The sequence below is a fragment of the Pseudomonas sp. NPDC087690 genome (assembly GCF_044743175.1).
Taxonomy (GTDB): Bacteria; Pseudomonadota; Gammaproteobacteria; order Pseudomonadales; family Pseudomonadaceae; genus Aquipseudomonas.
In genome coordinates, this window is sequence record NZ_JBIUVX010000026.1 from 14,751 (window position 1) to 29,821 (window position 15,071).

A 15,071-nucleotide genomic window follows, 5' to 3' on the forward strand; every position below is an offset into this window, starting at 1 on the left:
CCAGGGAAGGCTGCTATGCCAAACAACTCAGATTCGAATATTGCCACTGCAGATGCGCTGACATTGCTCCTGCACAACCAGCACGCGCTAGGGGCAGCCATAGAGGAGGTCACAAAATGGCTTTCAAAGAATGGCGATGAGACGGCAGCAGTGAACGCGACCGTGGCGATAGAAACCTTGGATACAAACGCAAAAGCGATTGCAGAAGCGATTTTGCGATTGCGTCTGGCTTAGTTCAATCGATGCGGGCTATAGGTAATTCACAACGAACGTTACGGAAGCGTTTGCGGTGCCGGCTTCAAGTTTGCTGTCAGGCAGGCGGTAGTAAGCCGCGGAGAGGGGTATTTTGAAGTCAGTGCTCGTTGAGTTGAAACTAGTAAAGGGATAGGTGGTTCCCAATGCGAGGGGTTGACCTGATTCGTTCATCAGTTTTAATCCGATTCCTTTCGCTGTTGAGTCGGAATTCAGTGCCACAACCCCCTGCTGCTGGTCAATTATTTGAGACGTGGCTTTCAAGGAATAAGTGACTTTTTTAATCCCGCTCTGACACTCGTTAAGGGCAATATTGAACTTTATCGGCCTTGGTGTATCTCCCGCGTTGCCAAACTCGTCAAGACGATAATCATCGCCCATTTGAACGGACACTGCTGGGGTTTGGCAAGCGGAGGCATTCACTATAATCGGTTTTGTTAAGTATAGGTTCATAGCCACCAGTTCATCTGCTATTTGTTGCCCCAAATAACCTGCTGGTACAATAGATTGAGGCGACAGCTCGCCTGTTTTTATAATTTCAAATCGCACAGTATCGCCTAAGAGATACCAAGGTCCACTAGGCATAGGGCGGACAGATTTATAGTAACTTTCATTTACTACGCCGCGCAGGCGAAATGAGAGCCCTGTATTACCTAGAGGGAATATAGTGCTGCCTTCGGGCACTACGCCTAATGATGGATTTAATTTAATCCCCATGCCTACTTGAGAATCACAACTGAATTCGAACTTTTGATATGTCGCTCCAGTCTCTTCATAAATGACAGTGCCGTTCGGTGTGTCTCGAGGAATATTCAAAGCAGAAGCCAAGTTTGCGCCAACATTAACTGTTTGAGTTTGGATTGAATTTGAATACATGGTGCATTTTGCAAACGCACCTTGAGAATAGAGTGACAGCGCCAAGATCACGGTTTTAAGTGTCGAATTTGTATTTTTCATCTGCAGCATACTAGTAGACGCTAAGAACCCACCGATATAGGACGTTTCTTAATTTCCTGCATTTAGTATGGCATTTTGCGCGGTTGATCCCCGGGAGTCATAGCTCCTACATCTACGGATCGATTGCTTCGAACGCTGTGCTTGACGAAGCAATGAGCGCGGCGGCCAAGCATTGACCGATAGTGGCTTCGAAGATGGGTACGTTGAGTTCCAGCCTATGTTCAATCGGCCCCCACACCTGGCCCAGGCGTGGGGGCCTTTTTTTGGCCACACGGAAACCAGTCCCCCCGGCTCTGGTCTACCATTGCCTGACTGTCTGGTCGATGCCGGCATCGCCTTTTACTCGAACAGGGAACACCCGTGCATGTCTGAAGTTTATGAGGGCCTGGCCACCGTTGTGGTGATCGCCCGTTATCTGGGGCAGGACCCGATCGAGCGGACCACGCTCGAATGTCCCGTGCGCTTGACCGATGCCGGCACTGGAAGCGCCCGTATTGAACTGCAGCAGTATTTACAAGGACCCAAGGCGGCCAACCTGCTGCGGGTAATTTTGCCTGATGGGCACATGCTGCAAGGGCAATTGATCGATGGCTTTAATGAGCCCGGCGGCGGTTGGCTGCTGATCAATATCGGGCAATTCGAGCTGACGCCTGAGCCGTCGGCCAATGCCAATGTTTGGAAATGGGAGTGAACATGGCCGATACATTGGCGGCACTGCACCTGCCGAACGCGGTGGAGGTGCAAACCCTGAAACTGCTGCACCAAATCGAGCTGGCGCACACGGCGGACGATCTGTTTCGCGCCAGTGATCGCGCCGAAGGTTTCGTGCTGGGCCTGGAGACGGTCAAGGTACTGAACGCGGCGAGTATCGAAGGCTTGTACAAGACCTTCGAGGCGGCGGCCACGGCGCGGCGGCTGGAGCACGCACAGTGATCGGCGAAGGCATTCACGAAGAGGTGTTGCGCGCCCTGGTCGAGCAACACGCCGTGCGTGACTGCCTGGTGGCCAGAATCGAGGGTGGCCCCGACTGGGGCCTGTCGATTCGCCTGGGCGGTAGCGGGGCGCGCTGGGTGCCGGTGCGCTCGCGGCGTGAGCGGCTGCGCACCTGGGCCAGTTTGACCGCCGTAGGACGTTTTGCCGAAGGCGTGGGCTTGAGCGGATTCAGCGTGGAGTTGTAAAGATTTTTAGAGTGAGCCGAAGCACCATATGCGAGTGTCTGCTTTCGGCCAAAAGCGGCCCTTCGTCGCATGCAGAAATCTGCCAACAATTGGCCATTCGCAAATGGCCGTTTTTCGGCTACAGGTGGACTTCACGGTGCGTAGCGTGGATCACTGCGAAGGTTGAAGCCATTGTTTTCAGCAGTCTTGTCTCTGAAAACGAGGGTATCCTCCATTTTTAAAGATACTGAGCAACTCGCCAATCTTATTAAGAGCATCCGCGGTTGATGTCAGATAATTCCATTCTGTGCTTACATATCGCAGCTCCTGTGTTTAGAGCATGGTGCATGCTAGAATCAGTGAAACCATTTATACGCAGCTTTTAGGGGTGGTCCAATACGATCTTGATCATAACTATTCGTTAGATCACTAGCCGTACTTGAAAGAAGTCAACTATCGATATGGTTCGGGGCGAGCTATGCAATACGAAATATTGGATATTTCTAACTTCAAGCATGAAGAGTTTGAGCCGCTGGGAACAAAAGCCAAATATTGGTGCTCTGATAGCTCCGGCAATGATTATCTTTTTAAATCCATAGAGACTCATGACTCTAAAAACAATACAGTTTCGCGTGACGGTGAAGATTGGTCGGAGAAAGTATCTTGCGAAATTGCGAAGTCGTTACTAATCCCCTGCGCGGACTATGAGTTAGCGTACGACAACGAAACGCGAGGTGTTATTACAAGAAATTTTATTACAAGCGATAATGCGTATCTTGTTACCGGCAATGAAATTCTTAAAAATTACAGCGCTCCGGTAAATATCGAAAACGCAAAAAAAACTGAAAAACAAAACATCATGCATGTTTATATTATTCTCAGAAGAATAATTAGAAACAAGCCTTTGGGTTTTAATAGTCGTCCTAATATCAAAACTGCAGCTGATTTTTTTACGGGCTATTTGATGCTCGACTCCCTTCTATCAAATCAAGACCGACATAGCGAAAACTGGGGCTTGATCGTAACGGGAAAAGGAAGATTTCATCTTGCTCCCTCTTTCGATCATGCAGCTGGTCTAGGAAGGAACGAATCGGACGAAACGAAATTAAATAGACTCACTTCAATTGATAAGGGCCAGCAGGTCGGAACCTATGTGCAAAGGGCGAGGTCTTATTTTTACCTGAAGGAAAAAAGGCTTAAAACTTTTAAAGCATTTGAGTATTTCGGAATACTTAATCCGAGAGCTGCGCTGAGTTGGCTAGAACAGCTCGATGGATTGACCGCTGAGAAAATGCAGGATATTATCGCGCCAGTGCCTGTGGAAATAATGAGCAATGTATCTAAAAAATTTGCCCTTGAAATGCTTGTTTGCAATAAATCGAATATGATGAAACTTATACCTTTTTTCAAGGATAACTTGGACTCATCATTTAGAAAGCGGCAGATTAAGACATATGAATAGTGTATTCGTCATTTGGCAAGACCCTGAAACAACGATGTGGGAGCCAGTTGCCAAACTGACAGAGTTACATGGTGTTTATATTTTTTCGTATACACACGGAGCTCTCCACAAAAACTTCATTCCTTTTCCACGCATGAGTATTCTGGAAAAAGAATATGTTTCTCATGAGCTGTTCCCTTTTTTCCAAAACCGTATCATTCCTGAACGGCGCCCCGAATATTACACCATGCTTTCATGGTTAGATATGATGCCTGGTGCTAATGATCCGCTAGATATTCTAAGTGCGTCTGGCGGCTCTAAAAAGACAGATAACTTCAGGATCGTAAAAATTCCTAAAAAATCGCTAAGCAACGAATATAGATTAAAGTTTTTTATTAGCGGTGTTGCTTATATTTCTGATGCGGCGAAGCGAGATTTAATCACCTTGGATTCTCGAGATTTGCTATCGTGTGTGATTGAAGACAAAAATCGAGCAGACTCTAACGCAATCGCTATTATTAATCCAGTATCTGGTCACCGGCTCGGATATTATCCCCGCTACTTAAATGAAGATTTAATTAGAGTCAATCGTCTGCTAGGAGTGGATGATAATAACTTAGTCACGCAAGTCCCTGTCCTAAAGGTTAACTTCAGTGCTCCTGAACAATACCGAGTGTTTTGCGAATCTGTTACTCCATGGCCAGATGGGTTTCTACCATTTCAGTCCGATAAGTATCAATTGTTAGCGCCTTCGTGCTAATACGCTACTTTTTTCAATTTAAAAGTTCCTTCGCGTTAATTGACGCGAAGGACTAAAAGAAGGAGCAGCGAAACTTTAAAAATCCAGATGCTTTCCGCAGTGGCCTATTACAATTTTGTTATCTTTTGCTACCCAGTCAAAATGAACCCTTAATGTCTCCGCCAAAGAATTTTTAACTCCATGTTTAAGATGTCTCTCCATCAATATATCATGGCCTCTATAGTTGAATATTCGACGTTTTTTTCCTTCGTTACTCATGCCTGCCTCGTTCGCAGTAAACGAAGATCCGAATACATTCTTCGCTTGTTGGTCTCCCTGTCCATCAGCCATAGATTGCCAATATGCTGTGACTAGGCGAGTAAGTAACTCATAAGCTTTGGAAGTATGATTAAATCCGGCTTTGTCGGATTCTGCGGCTGACGAAAAGGCCGTATCAAGAACAACTAGTCTGTCTGAATATAAAACGCTAACAAGCCTCAGAGCATCTTCAAGCTTCGCACATCCGGCTTTTAAAGCTGATAACGTGTTTCTGATATCAAAAAACACCTCACCTAGTTCATCTTCATCAAATTCATTTGATTGGCGGCCGGATATCTGATGCTTTAATGCGTCGATGGTTGCCTGAGATTTTCTTGATTCTGATTCCATTTCTTCCAGTTGTTGGTTCAATATTTCAATTTCTTGGCCCTTCGCATCTAGTTCTCTATCAGCCTCGTCAAGCAAGTCAGCGAAGTACTTGATTTCTTCTGAACTGTCTGTGCTTTTAGCTTGTGCTGCAGCGTGTCCTAGCTTAGACCTCAAAACCTCGAAGCGTACCGCTTCGATCGAAACATGCTTTCTAGAAAGAGGGACGTTACTTCTGTGAGTAATAGCAGCTAAAATCTCTGACTCAATTGTTATTGCTTCTCTACTTTTTTCGGGGAAATTATCCGGCATGAAGATGGCTGTTTCGCAAAACACTCCATGTGTAGTGGTTCGGCCAGGAAAAATCACCTTTGTAGCACCGGCGAAAGCTGTAAATCTTCGACCCACAATCTCTTCGAGCTTGAATGTGTCAACGTGGGATGGAATAACCACTACTTGAGCTAGTCCGAGTACTTGGCGTCTCAATATTTCGGGATCAGTAAAAAAGACACCTTCTTTAGAGCTTATTAGAATAATGGCATTTTTACGGGAGGTTTTTTCTATTTCCTGTAGAAAGGCATCAGCGGTTTCTTCCGTGAGGTTTTTTATAAATAGCCCAGGCGTGCCATTGATAGGCCTGCACTTCTCAACTAGCTCGGCAACAAGTTTGGGTCTAGTAACTTTTATAGGTGCAGTTACCTTTGCACTAACCTCATCAGTTTTCAGCAAAACTGAACAATCAACGACACCTCCGTATTCATCTTGGCGTACGCCAACCTCTGTTATCCACTGGCGGCCTTTAATGATCTCGTCTTGATGCACAAGCCGGAAGCTAAATAGGAAGGGAAACGTAGCCTGCTCATCTGCGCCAATTGTTGACCAGGAGCTAATAGCGAATTCCTTTATAGTTAGGCTGCTTATTCCTCGAATTAACCTCGCAGGATCTACATATCCTCTGGCTTTCCGTCCTGTCCAACTCGCGATGATTTTAATTAATTGTTCAACACCTTCTTCGGGTTCAAATTCGAATCTATTTGCATAAACAAGCATTTTTACATCTCCATATGTAGAATGAAGATGGCATTATGCCTTTATGATGATGTGTGGGTAAAGGTGGTACCTTCTTTTTAGGTAGCACGGTTCCCAACTAGTCGTACGCTCGATGATGGACGACAGCGCAATCGCTGCTATATACCGCCCCTAGATAAGCGTCAAGACTGACGATGGGTTTGGAGGAGACAATCAGAATGACTTTCCCCTCCTGAGGCTTCATCAATGTACGGGAGGTAGCCTTTTTGGCCGGTGGCGGTCGTTTCCCAAGATCCGCATTTGGCCGAATGGGTCATTCCTGAGTGGCAGCCATCGGCCAGAAACGGCTATTCGGATGCGTCAACGCGTTTACATGCCGCGCCGAACCGTGCGTGAAAGTGGGGTTAGGGTCCGGCTGCGGCCCGTCACTCAGAAGATAGTCTTGATGACTTTATCAACGCCACTAATGAGGTCGTTGACCTCTTCAGTCGTAGGGTCTGTGGTGTTCTTGTGTCCGCATTTGTTGCGGATGTCGCCAAGGAACTGGATGTGACGATGCTGAGAGAGCTCGATGACGTTAGCAGCTTTTAAAGCGTCATTGAGAACTGCGATCGTGCCAGATTTCTTAGGGATGCTGCGATTGTCACATACCTGCTTCAAGTGGCCTTCAAGCACAACACCTGCGATTGCTCCTGAAGCGCGGGCGAACCCAGCTTTGAGTAGTCCCCTAGCAGTATCAAGTTCGGAGTCGAACAGGTCCGCTTGGACCAACTGCTTAACGTCGAAAAGTGAGCTTTCGAAACGCCGCTTAATGGCTCCTACGATGGCAATCTGCTGCTCCAACAATGACGTAGCAGACTTCATGCTGGCCTTAACTTCTCCGTACTGCTTGGTCTGCAATCCCTGACAAGCATCTTCAATTCGATAGCTCTCGAAATCAATTGCTTTGCGTGTTTTTGGCTTTTCATAAAGTCGCACAAAATCCGAGAGTCGATCAGGAAGCAACTGCTTCACAAGCGGTAAGGCTTCTGAATACCACTGTTGGTAAGCTGTTCTGAAGGGCCTTATCTTGGCAATGATCGCTTCGGTTTTTTTCTTGTCACCCTCCAAACTGTCGAGGAGGCTCTGGTAGTACTCTTGGCCGTACGCCTGGTGAAGGAAGGCTTGCTGAACTTGTTTCGCCTCATCTAACAGCTTGTCGAGATCAAGCTGATATTTTGTAAAATTTGAAATCGCCATGTTCCTTCCCTTGTTAAATGTGCCCGTCCGATCCCCAAGTGCGTAAGGCAGGTGGCGGTTATTCGAGATTAATGGCAATTGGCCTCGCCAACAACACGATTAAGCGGGTGGAGAGCGACCGCTATTGGCATAGTTACGTTCATAAATGACCATGAGTGGGCTGCATTGATACGGATTTAGCCCGCACTCTTCCCCCTCAGCCTAGCTAAGTCCTGTTTGATGTTTCCTGCGTTCTCGCCACTCGCCCACAACGCGCCCCGCAGGTTGTCTCCAACTTCGGTGGAACCTTGCTGTTCAGCATGAAGCATCAGCTCCATCACGGCGGCCTCCAGCCCGAGCTCATTCTGGTACATCCTTTCCAGCACAACCGATTACGAATACTTGTTTAACACAGCATCGACTCCTTTCGAAAAAGAAGAAGCATAGTACTGGCAGTGACCTACCGCAGTGCCCGCTGCATGCTCAAAAATGCAGAGAAGCGCTAGTCTGGAGACTAATTCATCAGGCAGGGAAGCGCGGGGCGATCGGTGCATCGTCGTCACAACGGGAGTAGTTTTGACAGTGTCGATAGTGTTCGGATTGGAGCTGAAATTGACTGCTTAGAAATTGCTACAGGGACTAGAGCAAAAAGCGGAATTTTCAACAAGAAAAATCTTAATGGTACGTAACTGGTACAGAGATTTTTGAGGTGCTGAGAGGGCCTTTATTTGAAGGAATTTTGAAGATTATTCGTCCAATCCATCATCGGGGCGACGGAAAAGCGGCGGGAGAGTGGGGCGGGTGTGGCGGGAATAGGGGACATTAGGGGTACGGAATCGGTGTGGCTGGGAGGTTGGGGAGTTTATCAGGAATGGGAGGACGGGGCTTGGGGGCAGGAATGGCAGAGTGGGTTTACAGCGTCCTACTTCTGGACCTGCTGAGCTTGCTCAACCTGCATTGGATTGAGCGAGACAAATCCAATCGAGGATTGATAGCATGTGGCTATCAATATCCACATCCTTGCAGGAACGGAATCCATGTCGAAAAAAATCCATGCGTTAGTGCTTTGCCTGGGCGGCCTCGTTGGCGCTATACAGAGTGCCGTTGCAGCTGAAAATCTGTTCAAGAGCTACGGCTACGACACGCCGATCACGAAATACACCGAGGCTGGCGGTTACTATGATTGCTCGGAAGAGGTGGGCGCGCCCGCTCGGTGTATTGATGACGTCGATTTCATTGATCAGAAATTCACTGCTGGCCTGGTGTTCAGCAGTGACAAGCTGATTATGGTTTCACTGTTCGCGCCCTATGAGCGCGAGCTGTTCGGGCGTGCTATCGGTGCGCTGGCCAAGTCGTTCGGTCTGGTCGCACTGGCTGACGGCAAGTCGATGCTGGATCTTGTCGATCTGGCGGCTAAAGCTAAAAGCAAGGATGAGTACACCGCTAAACTCACCAACTACGAAAGTGTCGCTCTAAACGCCAATAATCTGACCTATTCGTTTATCGAGGGCGCCGCCTCGATCAAAGGGACACCTAGCGTTTCTGGTTTGATGGCAGCCGCGCCTGCGAATGTCAGGGGGGCTGACCTGATTGTCACGGGCGAGGGTGAGGAATCGGTCATCATGATCAAGTTTTCTTTCCCGAAGCTTGACGAGAACAAGCTTGTTGAGCAGACCAAAAAACCGGTCGAATCTTTCTGAGTTTGATACTTTGGCGTTTAACACGCCTCGCTAACAGTAGAAAGGGATAGATTTGTTTGCTCATTTTTAGACGATAAATAGATCTGTCCCCATTGTTCCCGAATCCACCAGAAAGCGATCCCGCATCCCCCTACCAATCCCTCAACTCCAAAAAACTCCACGAAGCCGCCGAACGCGCCCTCGATCACTACCTCCTTCCCGCCGACCACATCATGGCCAGCGTCAACGAGCCCGAGCGCATGTACCTCGCCAACCCGAAGTACGACTCGGAATCCCTGCTGGCCAATGCCAGTGAGACGCTGAGTTCAGCCTCCGAAATGCTCAACAACTTCGCCGCAGCACTCGACCCTGCGCACCGCAAAACCGCGCTGGGCATTGCACAGGTGGTGATGCTAGGTGAGTTGGCGGTGAATCAGGCGTTGGATAACGTCGAGTTGAAGGCGTAAATCCTGACCTTTGTGGCGACGGCGGTCAGTCCGTCGCCATGAGGGTCAGGCGCGGGAGTTACCCCATTTACCCAAATGGACAGAATGATGGCCATTCAGTAGCATTTCGCGCACTCCGCGTTTAAAAACGCCGCAATCCCACGGAAGCACTGATTGCTTTCAACCTCGTCGATGAGAGTTTATGAATACTCGTAAAAATCCGCTGCTAGCGTTCGTGATGTCGTGCCTGGTGGCCGGCTGGGGTCTGGTTTATGTCGGTCGCGTTAAATGGGCGGTGCGGGTTGCCGCGCTGCTCTATGTCGGTGTGGTTTTGCTTGGCGTGTGCGGAGTAACGACGACGCCAATCGGTTTGTATGTCTTCGGCATTTTTGTCGTGCTGGTCAAACTGGGATCGGCCACGGCGGCGGCGATGTTGGCGCGTAAAGAAGGCAGTTCGGTGGACAGTCCCAGCACCCGTTTCCATGTGTTTTACGTGGTGACGCTGATCATCGTTTCGCTTGTTCTGCTGGGGCCGTTGAGAGGGCCGATTCTGGGGTTCAAGACTTACTTCATTCCGTCTGGCTCGATGGTTCCGACCCTCTCGATCGGGGACTATATCGTCACCAAAATGCGTATCGACGCGCCGCAGGTTGGCGACATTGTGGTTTATCGCTACAACGGCACGGAGGCGGTCAAACGTGTCGCCGCAGTGGGTGGCGATACCTTGTCGATCGTTGACGGTAAGGTCATTCGCAATGGTGAAAACATGGGGTTGTTCTTTGCGCCGCCAGAGCGCGTGAAGGATCCTCGTTATCAGCAAACGCCGCAGACGGTGATCGAGAAAGACCACGTGTATTTGCTCGGCGATAACCGCGATAGCAGCAACGACAGCCGCTTCATGGGGCAGGTCGCCGTTGAGGACATTGTCGGTAAGGTCACCGGAATCTGGTTTTCAGAAGATCGATCGAGGATTGGCACAGTCTTTCACTGATGAGTCCCATCCTGAAGGGCGAGTTGCGGTGGCTGGTGACCTGTCCTTGAGCGCAAGTCCAAGCGTCCATCAAAAACGGTTTTTGGTATGGCCTTGAGGCTGCGGCGGTCGTCAACTATTGGCTAGCGATGGGGTCGGTCACTTTCGATAATGCCTGGAGATCTCTTTCCAGATGTATTTGTATCGAAACGTCAGCCAACGTATCAGCAGTTTGTCTATCTGCCGTCGAAAGCGGCTGTTTTCCCGGGCTTTCAAAGTCTCTGCTATGTCTGCCTTCAACTGCTCCGAGTTGAAGGCAGACCAGATCATTGGAATCACGGTTTCAAGATTCGTATGGCAAACAGGTGCGACCTCTTCGTAGAGGATTCGCTTTATCTCTTGTGGGTCGTAGTCTTCGGTTTCGCGCGCGATAAATGCGTAGTTGACCTCATTGTCGACAAACGCATCTGACAGCGCCCAATGAACGTCGAATCGCTGCTGTTCAGTTGCTGATGCCCATTCACGTTTGGCTGGGTCGATTGTTCGCGGCGCCGGCTCTACCATTTTCTGACTTTCATTCAGGTGCTGTGGGAGTGAGAAGATATCCGCCTGGTGTTTAAGGGCTGCCGACAGCGCTGCTCTCTAGTCGGGCAATCACGCTTTGTAAGGCAGGGCGCTTGTTCTGCCATTCGTCTTTGGTGATGCCCAGCAGAACAACGTCGATCCGAACCCCATCCTTCACCACGTTCTGCCGCCTAACCCCCTCAACCTCAAACCCGAACTTCTGATGCATCTTCACCACCGCCGCGTTCATCGCCAGCACTTCACAATTCAGCTTCTCCAGCCCCGCCACGCCAAACGCGTAATCAAGCATCCAGAATTCAATGACACTGCCCAGGCCCTTACCCTGCAACCCCACGTCCAGATAAAACGCCCAATCCGCGCTCTTGTGCAAATCATTGATCGCATTCAACGAAACAACCCCCACCGCCTGCTCATCCTTGATCACCACAAACACTTGCTGGCGTGGATTGCCCTTTAACGAGTTCAGCCAATTCGCATGTTCCTGCTCGGAGATTTCATGCGACGTGTACATGAATTTGCGTACGTCCGGCTGATTGCGCAGGGTGCGGACGTGGGCCTGGACAGCGGGGCTGGCGTCGGTGAGGGGCAAGAATTGCATTGGGATGTCCTTGTCGGCGGGTAAGCGATTCTGAACCGGCGCTGTCGATCAGCAAAGTTTCATCTTGCCGATTGCGGCGCGGGCCTAGGATGTTGGCACAAGACCGTCGCTGTTCATCCCGAGGGGAATCGTGCCATGCGCCTTAATGTCGTCAAAGTGCTGTTGATCGCTGCAACGGTATCGGTGTTGAGTGCCTGTTCGGGCGCGGGTGGGTTGACCACCACCCGTTGTTTCTCCAGCGACTGTCAGTCGCCGGAGGGGCGCAACGCCAATACGTTGAAGTTTGGTGGCAACAGTATCGGCAGCAGTCTCAATCAATATAGCTCCGGCATGTTGCATGACGATTGAGGATTACTGCGCGGCAGGCACGGCAATCCATTCGCTTAGCGTTTGCTGATACTTGCCGGTGACTTTGCTCAAGTGCAGCCACTGATCGACGTACAGTTTCCAGCTGATGTCATCGCGCGGCAGCAGATAAGCCTTCTCGCCATATTGCATGTACTGATGCGGATTGACCGCGCACAAACCCGGTTTGAGTTTCTGCTGGTACAGCGCTTCCGAGGCGTCGGTGATCATCACGTCGGCTTTGTTGTCGAGCAGTTGCTGGAAGATCGTCACGTTGTCGTGCAGGGCCAGTTGCGCTTTCGGCAGGAAGGCGTGGACGAAGGCTTCGTTGGTGCCGCCGGCGGGCTCGACCAGGCGCACGTTCGGCTGATTGATCTGCTCGATGGTTTGGTACTTGCTGACATCGGCGCAGCGTACCAGCGGGATCTTGCCGTCGGTGTCGAGGGTGTTGCTGAAGTAGGCTTTTTTCTGCCGTTCGAGCGTCACCGAAATGCCGCCCATGCCGATGTCGCACTTGCCGGCCTGCATGTCCGGCATCAGGGTTTTCCAGGTGGTTTGCACCCATTGCACTTTGACGCCGAGGCTGTCGGCCAGCGAGCGCGCCATGGCGATGTCGATGCCTTCGAAGTCGCCGTCGGGGCGTTTGAAGGTGTAGGGCTTGTAGTCGCCCGTGGTGCAGACGCGCAGTTCTCCCTGTTGCTGGATGCTGTCGAGGTGTGCAGGGTTTTGCTCTGCGTGAGCGCCGGCGGCGAGGGTCAGCAGGCCGCAGAAGATCATCGTGCTTTTTAGAATTGTCATTGCAAATGGGCTTCTGAAAAGGAAGGTGGCCCAGTGTAGTGAAAGGCTTTCCCGGGGGTCATCCCGCGTCCGGACTTAATGTGCCTAGCCACGCCACCAGTGCCACGATCAGCAACGCCATTGCCAGTTCAACGACAACGCTTCGTCTAAGCGCATTGACCGCGACGACATGCTGCCCATCGCGTAACGCTTGCGCCAATGCCGGCCCGAGATGAAAGCGGTTCAACGCCGCCAACACCAACATTGCGGCAAACAGTAAAACCTTGATCGCCAGCAGCATCCCGTACGTGCCGAGTAACACTTCATCCAGGCTCGGGCCGATGATGAACAAGTAATTCACCACGCCGGTGATCGACAGCGTCAGCACAATCGCTGCGCCGACCCACTCAAAGCGCCGAACCGCAAACGCCAGCGAACGAATGTGCGCTTCATCAACCAGCCCCCGCGCTATCAACACCAGCGCCAGCATCGCCCCCAGCCACGCACCCGCCGCCAGCAGGTGCAGAATGTCGCTGAGAAAATGCCAGAAGCGCAGCGCGCCCTCGTCCATCGCCCCATGCCCGCTCAAGGCCAGAGAGGCGAGGGCGATTGCGCCGGCAAACGATGCAAGCCACAAACCCGGCCGAATCACCACGACGATCAATGCAGTCATCCGCACGGCCCACGCCAGCCCGACATCCGTTTCCAACACCATCATTTGCACATGTGGCCACAGCGCCGCGAGCGCGGTTTCGCCGCTCATGGTACTGGTCATCAGCACCAATCCTGCCACTGACAGCAACGCCCCGATCAATGCCATCCCGCGCAGCATTGGCCGCAACCGCAGCAGCGTCTCAGCGCTGTACAGCGCAAACAACGCCAGCCCGAACACCAGCAGCAAATCCACATACAGCGCAAACCGCAGCACGATGTTGATCAGTTCAGCCATCGCTTACTTCACTTTGAACGTGACGTTGCCGGTGATCGGGTGCGTGTCGCTAGACACCGCGCGCCATTGGACTTGATAAGTACCGGCGGGCAGCGGCGCGAGCGGGGTGATCAGCATGCTTTTCGGGTCGCTGCCGGCGCTGACTTTGGCTTTCATTGGCATCGGCGAATGGGCCATGCCGGGCATTTCGGTCATGACCAGTTTGGCGCCGGAGAATTTTGTCAGCAGGTTCTCGGAAAAATGCAGTTCGATCTTGCCGGGTGCGGCGCCGTCGGCCCCTTCGGCCGGGGTCGACGAGAGCAGTTTCGGGTGGGCCTGGGCGAGGTTGCTCAGGAGCAAGGCGCTGGCGAGTACGAGGGTGATTTTCAAGGTGCGCATGCAAGACCTCTGGGGTGTTTTCTAAGGGAATTCAGAACCACAGCCGCACGCCGAGCACGACTCGCGCTTCGCTGCGATCCTCGCCTTCTTCGCGGGCGTAATCGGCGCTGTTGCCGTAGGTGCGGTTCCACGTCACGCCGATGTACGGCGCAAATTCGCGGCGCATTTCATAGCGCAAACGCAGGCCGGCTTCAGTGTTGGCAAGGCCGGAACCGATGCGGCGTTGTGGATCGTTTTTACCGTAGACATTGACTTCGGCGGTCGGCTGCAGGATCAGCCGATTGGTCAGGAGGATGTCGTAGTCACCCTCCAACCGGACGGCGCTCTGACCCCCTTCACCGATAAAAGCGGTGGCCTCGGCTTCGAAGTTGTACAGCGCCATGCCCTGCAAACCGAACGCGGCCCAGGTCTGCGGCGCGCCGGGTTTGAAGTCCTGACGCACGCCGCTGACCACGTCCCACCACGGCGAAATCGCATGGCCCCACAGCGCCTGAAGCTCGGCATCTTCGGTTTTGCCATTGCTGCGTTCGCCCTCGGAGCGCAGCCACAGCCGATCAATGTCGCCCCCGATCCAGCCGGACAGATCCCAGGCCAACGTGCTGCCGTCATCGGCGTCCTGCCATTCGAGTTTGTCGGCGAGGAAGTACGTGTGGATCGTGCTGTCGTGGACTTGATGGCCGCCGGGGCTGGTGAATACGGCGGCGCGGTCGGCGTCGGTCAACTTCGGGATCGGCGTGCGGCTTTCGGTCGGCGCGGCGGGCTGCATCATGCCGTCGTCCATTCTTTGCATGGCCGGGTGATCCATGCCGGACATCTGGCTGTGATCCATGCCCGGTATCTCGTCGGCAGCCATCGCCGAACTGCCGATCAGCAGCAAGGAAAACGCAGTGAATCGAGTCATCAACG

The 15,071-nt window shown here is 51.7% G+C and carries 19 protein-coding genes; 10 read left to right on the forward strand and 9 right to left on the reverse strand.

From position 1 onward, the window contains the following. Window positions 1-15 precede the first annotated feature (15 nt). On the forward strand, window positions 16-234 hold the full coding sequence (locus tag ACIPIZ_RS20760; protein WP_401167136.1) for a hypothetical protein: 219 nt from the start codon (window positions 16-18) through the stop codon (window positions 232-234). A 15-nt stretch (window positions 235-249) separates the two neighbouring features. Here ACIPIZ_RS20760 and ACIPIZ_RS20765 read toward each other — a convergent pair whose 3' ends face one another. Further along, a complete protein-coding gene (locus tag ACIPIZ_RS20765) occupies window positions 250-1,218 on the reverse strand; it encodes a fimbrial protein (RefSeq protein ID WP_401167138.1) in 969 nt (322 codons plus the stop codon). Between the two features lie 355 nt (window positions 1,219-1,573). Between ACIPIZ_RS20765 and ACIPIZ_RS20770 the strand changes: the two genes are divergently transcribed. From ACIPIZ_RS20770 to ACIPIZ_RS20790, 5 genes are all read left to right on the forward strand, one after another. After that, on the forward strand, window positions 1,574-1,900 hold the full coding sequence (locus tag ACIPIZ_RS20770) for a hypothetical protein (RefSeq protein WP_401167141.1): 327 nt from the start codon (window positions 1,574-1,576) through the stop codon (window positions 1,898-1,900). A 2-nt stretch (window positions 1,901-1,902) separates the two neighbouring features. After that, entirely contained in the window at window positions 1,903-2,142 is a 240-nt protein-coding gene (locus tag ACIPIZ_RS20775) for a hypothetical protein (protein WP_401167143.1), read from the forward strand. Continuing rightward, window positions 2,139-2,387 (forward strand): hypothetical protein, encoded by a 249-nt coding sequence (locus ACIPIZ_RS20780; RefSeq protein ID WP_401167146.1) that lies wholly within the window; start codon window positions 2,139-2,141, stop codon window positions 2,385-2,387. The genes ACIPIZ_RS20775 and ACIPIZ_RS20780 overlap by 4 nt, the downstream gene beginning before the upstream one ends. Window positions 2,388-2,805: 418 nt before the next feature. Continuing rightward, window positions 2,806-3,828: a hypothetical protein gene (locus ACIPIZ_RS20785; protein WP_401167149.1), complete on the forward strand. Its 1,023-nt coding sequence runs from the start codon at window positions 2,806-2,808 to the stop codon at window positions 3,826-3,828. Beyond that, window positions 3,821-4,567 (forward strand): HIRAN domain-containing protein, encoded by a 747-nt coding sequence (locus ACIPIZ_RS20790; RefSeq protein WP_401167152.1) that lies wholly within the window; start codon window positions 3,821-3,823, stop codon window positions 4,565-4,567. Before ACIPIZ_RS20785 ends, ACIPIZ_RS20790 begins: the two co-directional genes overlap by 8 nt. A gap of 75 nt (window positions 4,568-4,642) precedes the next feature. Here the strand turns inward: ACIPIZ_RS20790 and ACIPIZ_RS20795 are convergent, their stop codons facing one another. Both ACIPIZ_RS20795 and ACIPIZ_RS20800 read right to left on the reverse strand, forming a co-directional pair. Further along, entirely contained in the window at window positions 4,643-6,241 is a 1,599-nt protein-coding gene (locus tag ACIPIZ_RS20795) for a hypothetical protein (RefSeq protein ID WP_401167155.1), read from the reverse strand. Window positions 6,242-6,649: 408 nt separating this feature from the next. Then, on the reverse strand, window positions 6,650-7,459 hold the full coding sequence (locus ACIPIZ_RS20800; RefSeq protein WP_401167158.1) for a hypothetical protein: 810 nt from the start codon (window positions 7,457-7,459) through the stop codon (window positions 6,650-6,652). 977 nt (window positions 7,460-8,436) lie between these two features. Between ACIPIZ_RS20800 and ACIPIZ_RS20805 the strand changes: the two genes are divergently transcribed. The 3 genes from ACIPIZ_RS20805 (at window position 8,437) to lepB (ending at window position 10,554) form a co-directional block, all read left to right on the forward strand. Next, complete coding sequence (locus tag ACIPIZ_RS20805) at window positions 8,437-9,138, forward strand: hypothetical protein (RefSeq protein WP_224790852.1); 702 nt, start codon at window positions 8,437-8,439, stop codon at window positions 9,136-9,138. Between the two features lie 83 nt (window positions 9,139-9,221). Further along, window positions 9,222-9,584 (forward strand): DUF6124 family protein, encoded by a 363-nt coding sequence (locus ACIPIZ_RS20810; RefSeq protein ID WP_401167214.1) that lies wholly within the window; start codon window positions 9,222-9,224, stop codon window positions 9,582-9,584. A 181-nt stretch (window positions 9,585-9,765) separates the two neighbouring features. After that, complete coding sequence (gene lepB, locus ACIPIZ_RS20815; protein WP_064389094.1) at window positions 9,766-10,554, forward strand: signal peptidase I; 789 nt, start codon at window positions 9,766-9,768, stop codon at window positions 10,552-10,554. A 138-nt stretch (window positions 10,555-10,692) separates the two neighbouring features. On the opposite strand, the gene ACIPIZ_RS20820 is transcribed toward lepB, so the two are convergent. Both ACIPIZ_RS20820 and pseH read right to left on the reverse strand, forming a co-directional pair. Next, the gene (locus ACIPIZ_RS20820) at window positions 10,693-11,097 is read right to left on the reverse strand and encodes a hypothetical protein (RefSeq protein WP_401167161.1); all 405 of its coding nucleotides are present in this window, start codon (window positions 11,095-11,097) and stop codon (window positions 10,693-10,695) included. Window positions 11,098-11,149: 52 nt separating this feature from the next. Continuing rightward, window positions 11,150-11,716, reverse strand: coding sequence for a UDP-4-amino-4,6-dideoxy-N-acetyl-beta-L-altrosamine N-acetyltransferase (pseH, locus tag ACIPIZ_RS20825; protein WP_401167164.1), 567 nt, complete (start codon window positions 11,714-11,716; stop codon window positions 11,150-11,152). A 135-nt stretch (window positions 11,717-11,851) separates the two neighbouring features. On the opposite strand from pseH, the gene ACIPIZ_RS20830 reads away from it, so the two are divergent. Continuing rightward, window positions 11,852-12,064 carry a hypothetical protein gene (locus ACIPIZ_RS20830; protein ID WP_122660462.1) on the forward strand — a complete coding sequence of 71 codons (213 nt, stop codon included), beginning with the start codon at window positions 11,852-11,854 and terminating at the stop codon, window positions 12,062-12,064. 3 nt (window positions 12,065-12,067) lie between these two features. Here ACIPIZ_RS20830 and ACIPIZ_RS20835 read toward each other — a convergent pair whose 3' ends face one another. Genes ACIPIZ_RS20835 through ACIPIZ_RS20850 form a run of 4 tightly spaced genes read right to left on the reverse strand, consistent with a single transcriptional unit; the run spans window position 12,068 to window position 15,066 of the window. Then, complete coding sequence (locus ACIPIZ_RS20835; protein WP_122660461.1) at window positions 12,068-12,859, reverse strand: transporter substrate-binding domain-containing protein; 792 nt, start codon at window positions 12,857-12,859, stop codon at window positions 12,068-12,070. 58 nt (window positions 12,860-12,917) lie between these two features. Beyond that, window positions 12,918-13,787: a copper homeostasis membrane protein CopD gene (gene copD, locus ACIPIZ_RS20840; RefSeq protein ID WP_401167167.1), complete on the reverse strand. Its 870-nt coding sequence runs from the start codon at window positions 13,785-13,787 to the stop codon at window positions 12,918-12,920. A gap of 3 nt (window positions 13,788-13,790) precedes the next feature. Further along, the gene (gene copC, locus ACIPIZ_RS20845) at window positions 13,791-14,165 is read right to left on the reverse strand and encodes a copper homeostasis periplasmic binding protein CopC (RefSeq protein ID WP_401167170.1); all 375 of its coding nucleotides are present in this window, start codon (window positions 14,163-14,165) and stop codon (window positions 13,791-13,793) included. A 31-nt stretch (window positions 14,166-14,196) separates the two neighbouring features. Next, complete coding sequence (locus tag ACIPIZ_RS20850) at window positions 14,197-15,066, reverse strand: copper resistance protein B (RefSeq protein WP_401167173.1); 870 nt, start codon at window positions 15,064-15,066, stop codon at window positions 14,197-14,199. Window positions 15,067-15,071 lie beyond the last annotated feature (5 nt).

What these genes read in the sequence shown, in the direction of transcription:
- ACIPIZ_RS20760 (WP_401167136.1), top strand. Translation starts at nt 16, where the DNA reads ATGCCAAACAACTCAGATTCGAATATTGCCACTGCAGATGCGCTGACA.
- ACIPIZ_RS20765 (WP_401167138.1), bottom strand. Translation starts at nt 1,218, where the DNA reads ATGCTGCAGATGAAAAATACAAATTCGACACTTAAAACCGTGATCTTG.
- ACIPIZ_RS20770 (WP_401167141.1), top strand. Translation starts at nt 1,574, where the DNA reads ATGTCTGAAGTTTATGAGGGCCTGGCCACCGTTGTGGTGATCGCCCGT.
- ACIPIZ_RS20775 (WP_401167143.1), top strand. Translation starts at nt 1,903, where the DNA reads ATGGCCGATACATTGGCGGCACTGCACCTGCCGAACGCGGTGGAGGTG.
- ACIPIZ_RS20790 (WP_401167152.1), top strand. Translation starts at nt 3,821, where the DNA reads ATGAATAGTGTATTCGTCATTTGGCAAGACCCTGAAACAACGATGTGG.
- ACIPIZ_RS20795 (WP_401167155.1), bottom strand. Translation starts at nt 6,241, where the DNA reads ATGCTTGTTTATGCAAATAGATTCGAATTTGAACCCGAAGAAGGTGTT.
- ACIPIZ_RS20800 (WP_401167158.1), bottom strand. Translation starts at nt 7,459, where the DNA reads ATGGCGATTTCAAATTTTACAAAATATCAGCTTGATCTCGACAAGCTG.
- lepB (WP_064389094.1), top strand. Translation starts at nt 9,766, where the DNA reads ATGAATACTCGTAAAAATCCGCTGCTAGCGTTCGTGATGTCGTGCCTG.
- ACIPIZ_RS20820 (WP_401167161.1), bottom strand. Translation starts at nt 11,097, where the DNA reads ATGGTAGAGCCGGCGCCGCGAACAATCGACCCAGCCAAACGTGAATGG.
- pseH (WP_401167164.1), bottom strand. Translation starts at nt 11,716, where the DNA reads ATGCAATTCTTGCCCCTCACCGACGCCAGCCCCGCTGTCCAGGCCCAC.
- ACIPIZ_RS20830 (WP_122660462.1), top strand. Translation starts at nt 11,852, where the DNA reads ATGCGCCTTAATGTCGTCAAAGTGCTGTTGATCGCTGCAACGGTATCG.
- ACIPIZ_RS20835 (WP_122660461.1), bottom strand. Translation starts at nt 12,859, where the DNA reads ATGACAATTCTAAAAAGCACGATGATCTTCTGCGGCCTGCTGACCCTC.
- copD (WP_401167167.1), bottom strand. Translation starts at nt 13,787, where the DNA reads ATGGCTGAACTGATCAACATCGTGCTGCGGTTTGCGCTGTATGTGGAT.
- copC (WP_401167170.1), bottom strand. Translation starts at nt 14,165, where the DNA reads ATGCGCACCTTGAAAATCACCCTCGTACTCGCCAGCGCCTTGCTCCTG.
- ACIPIZ_RS20850 (WP_401167173.1), bottom strand. Translation starts at nt 15,066, where the DNA reads ATGACTCGATTCACTGCGTTTTCCTTGCTGCTGATCGGCAGTTCGGCG.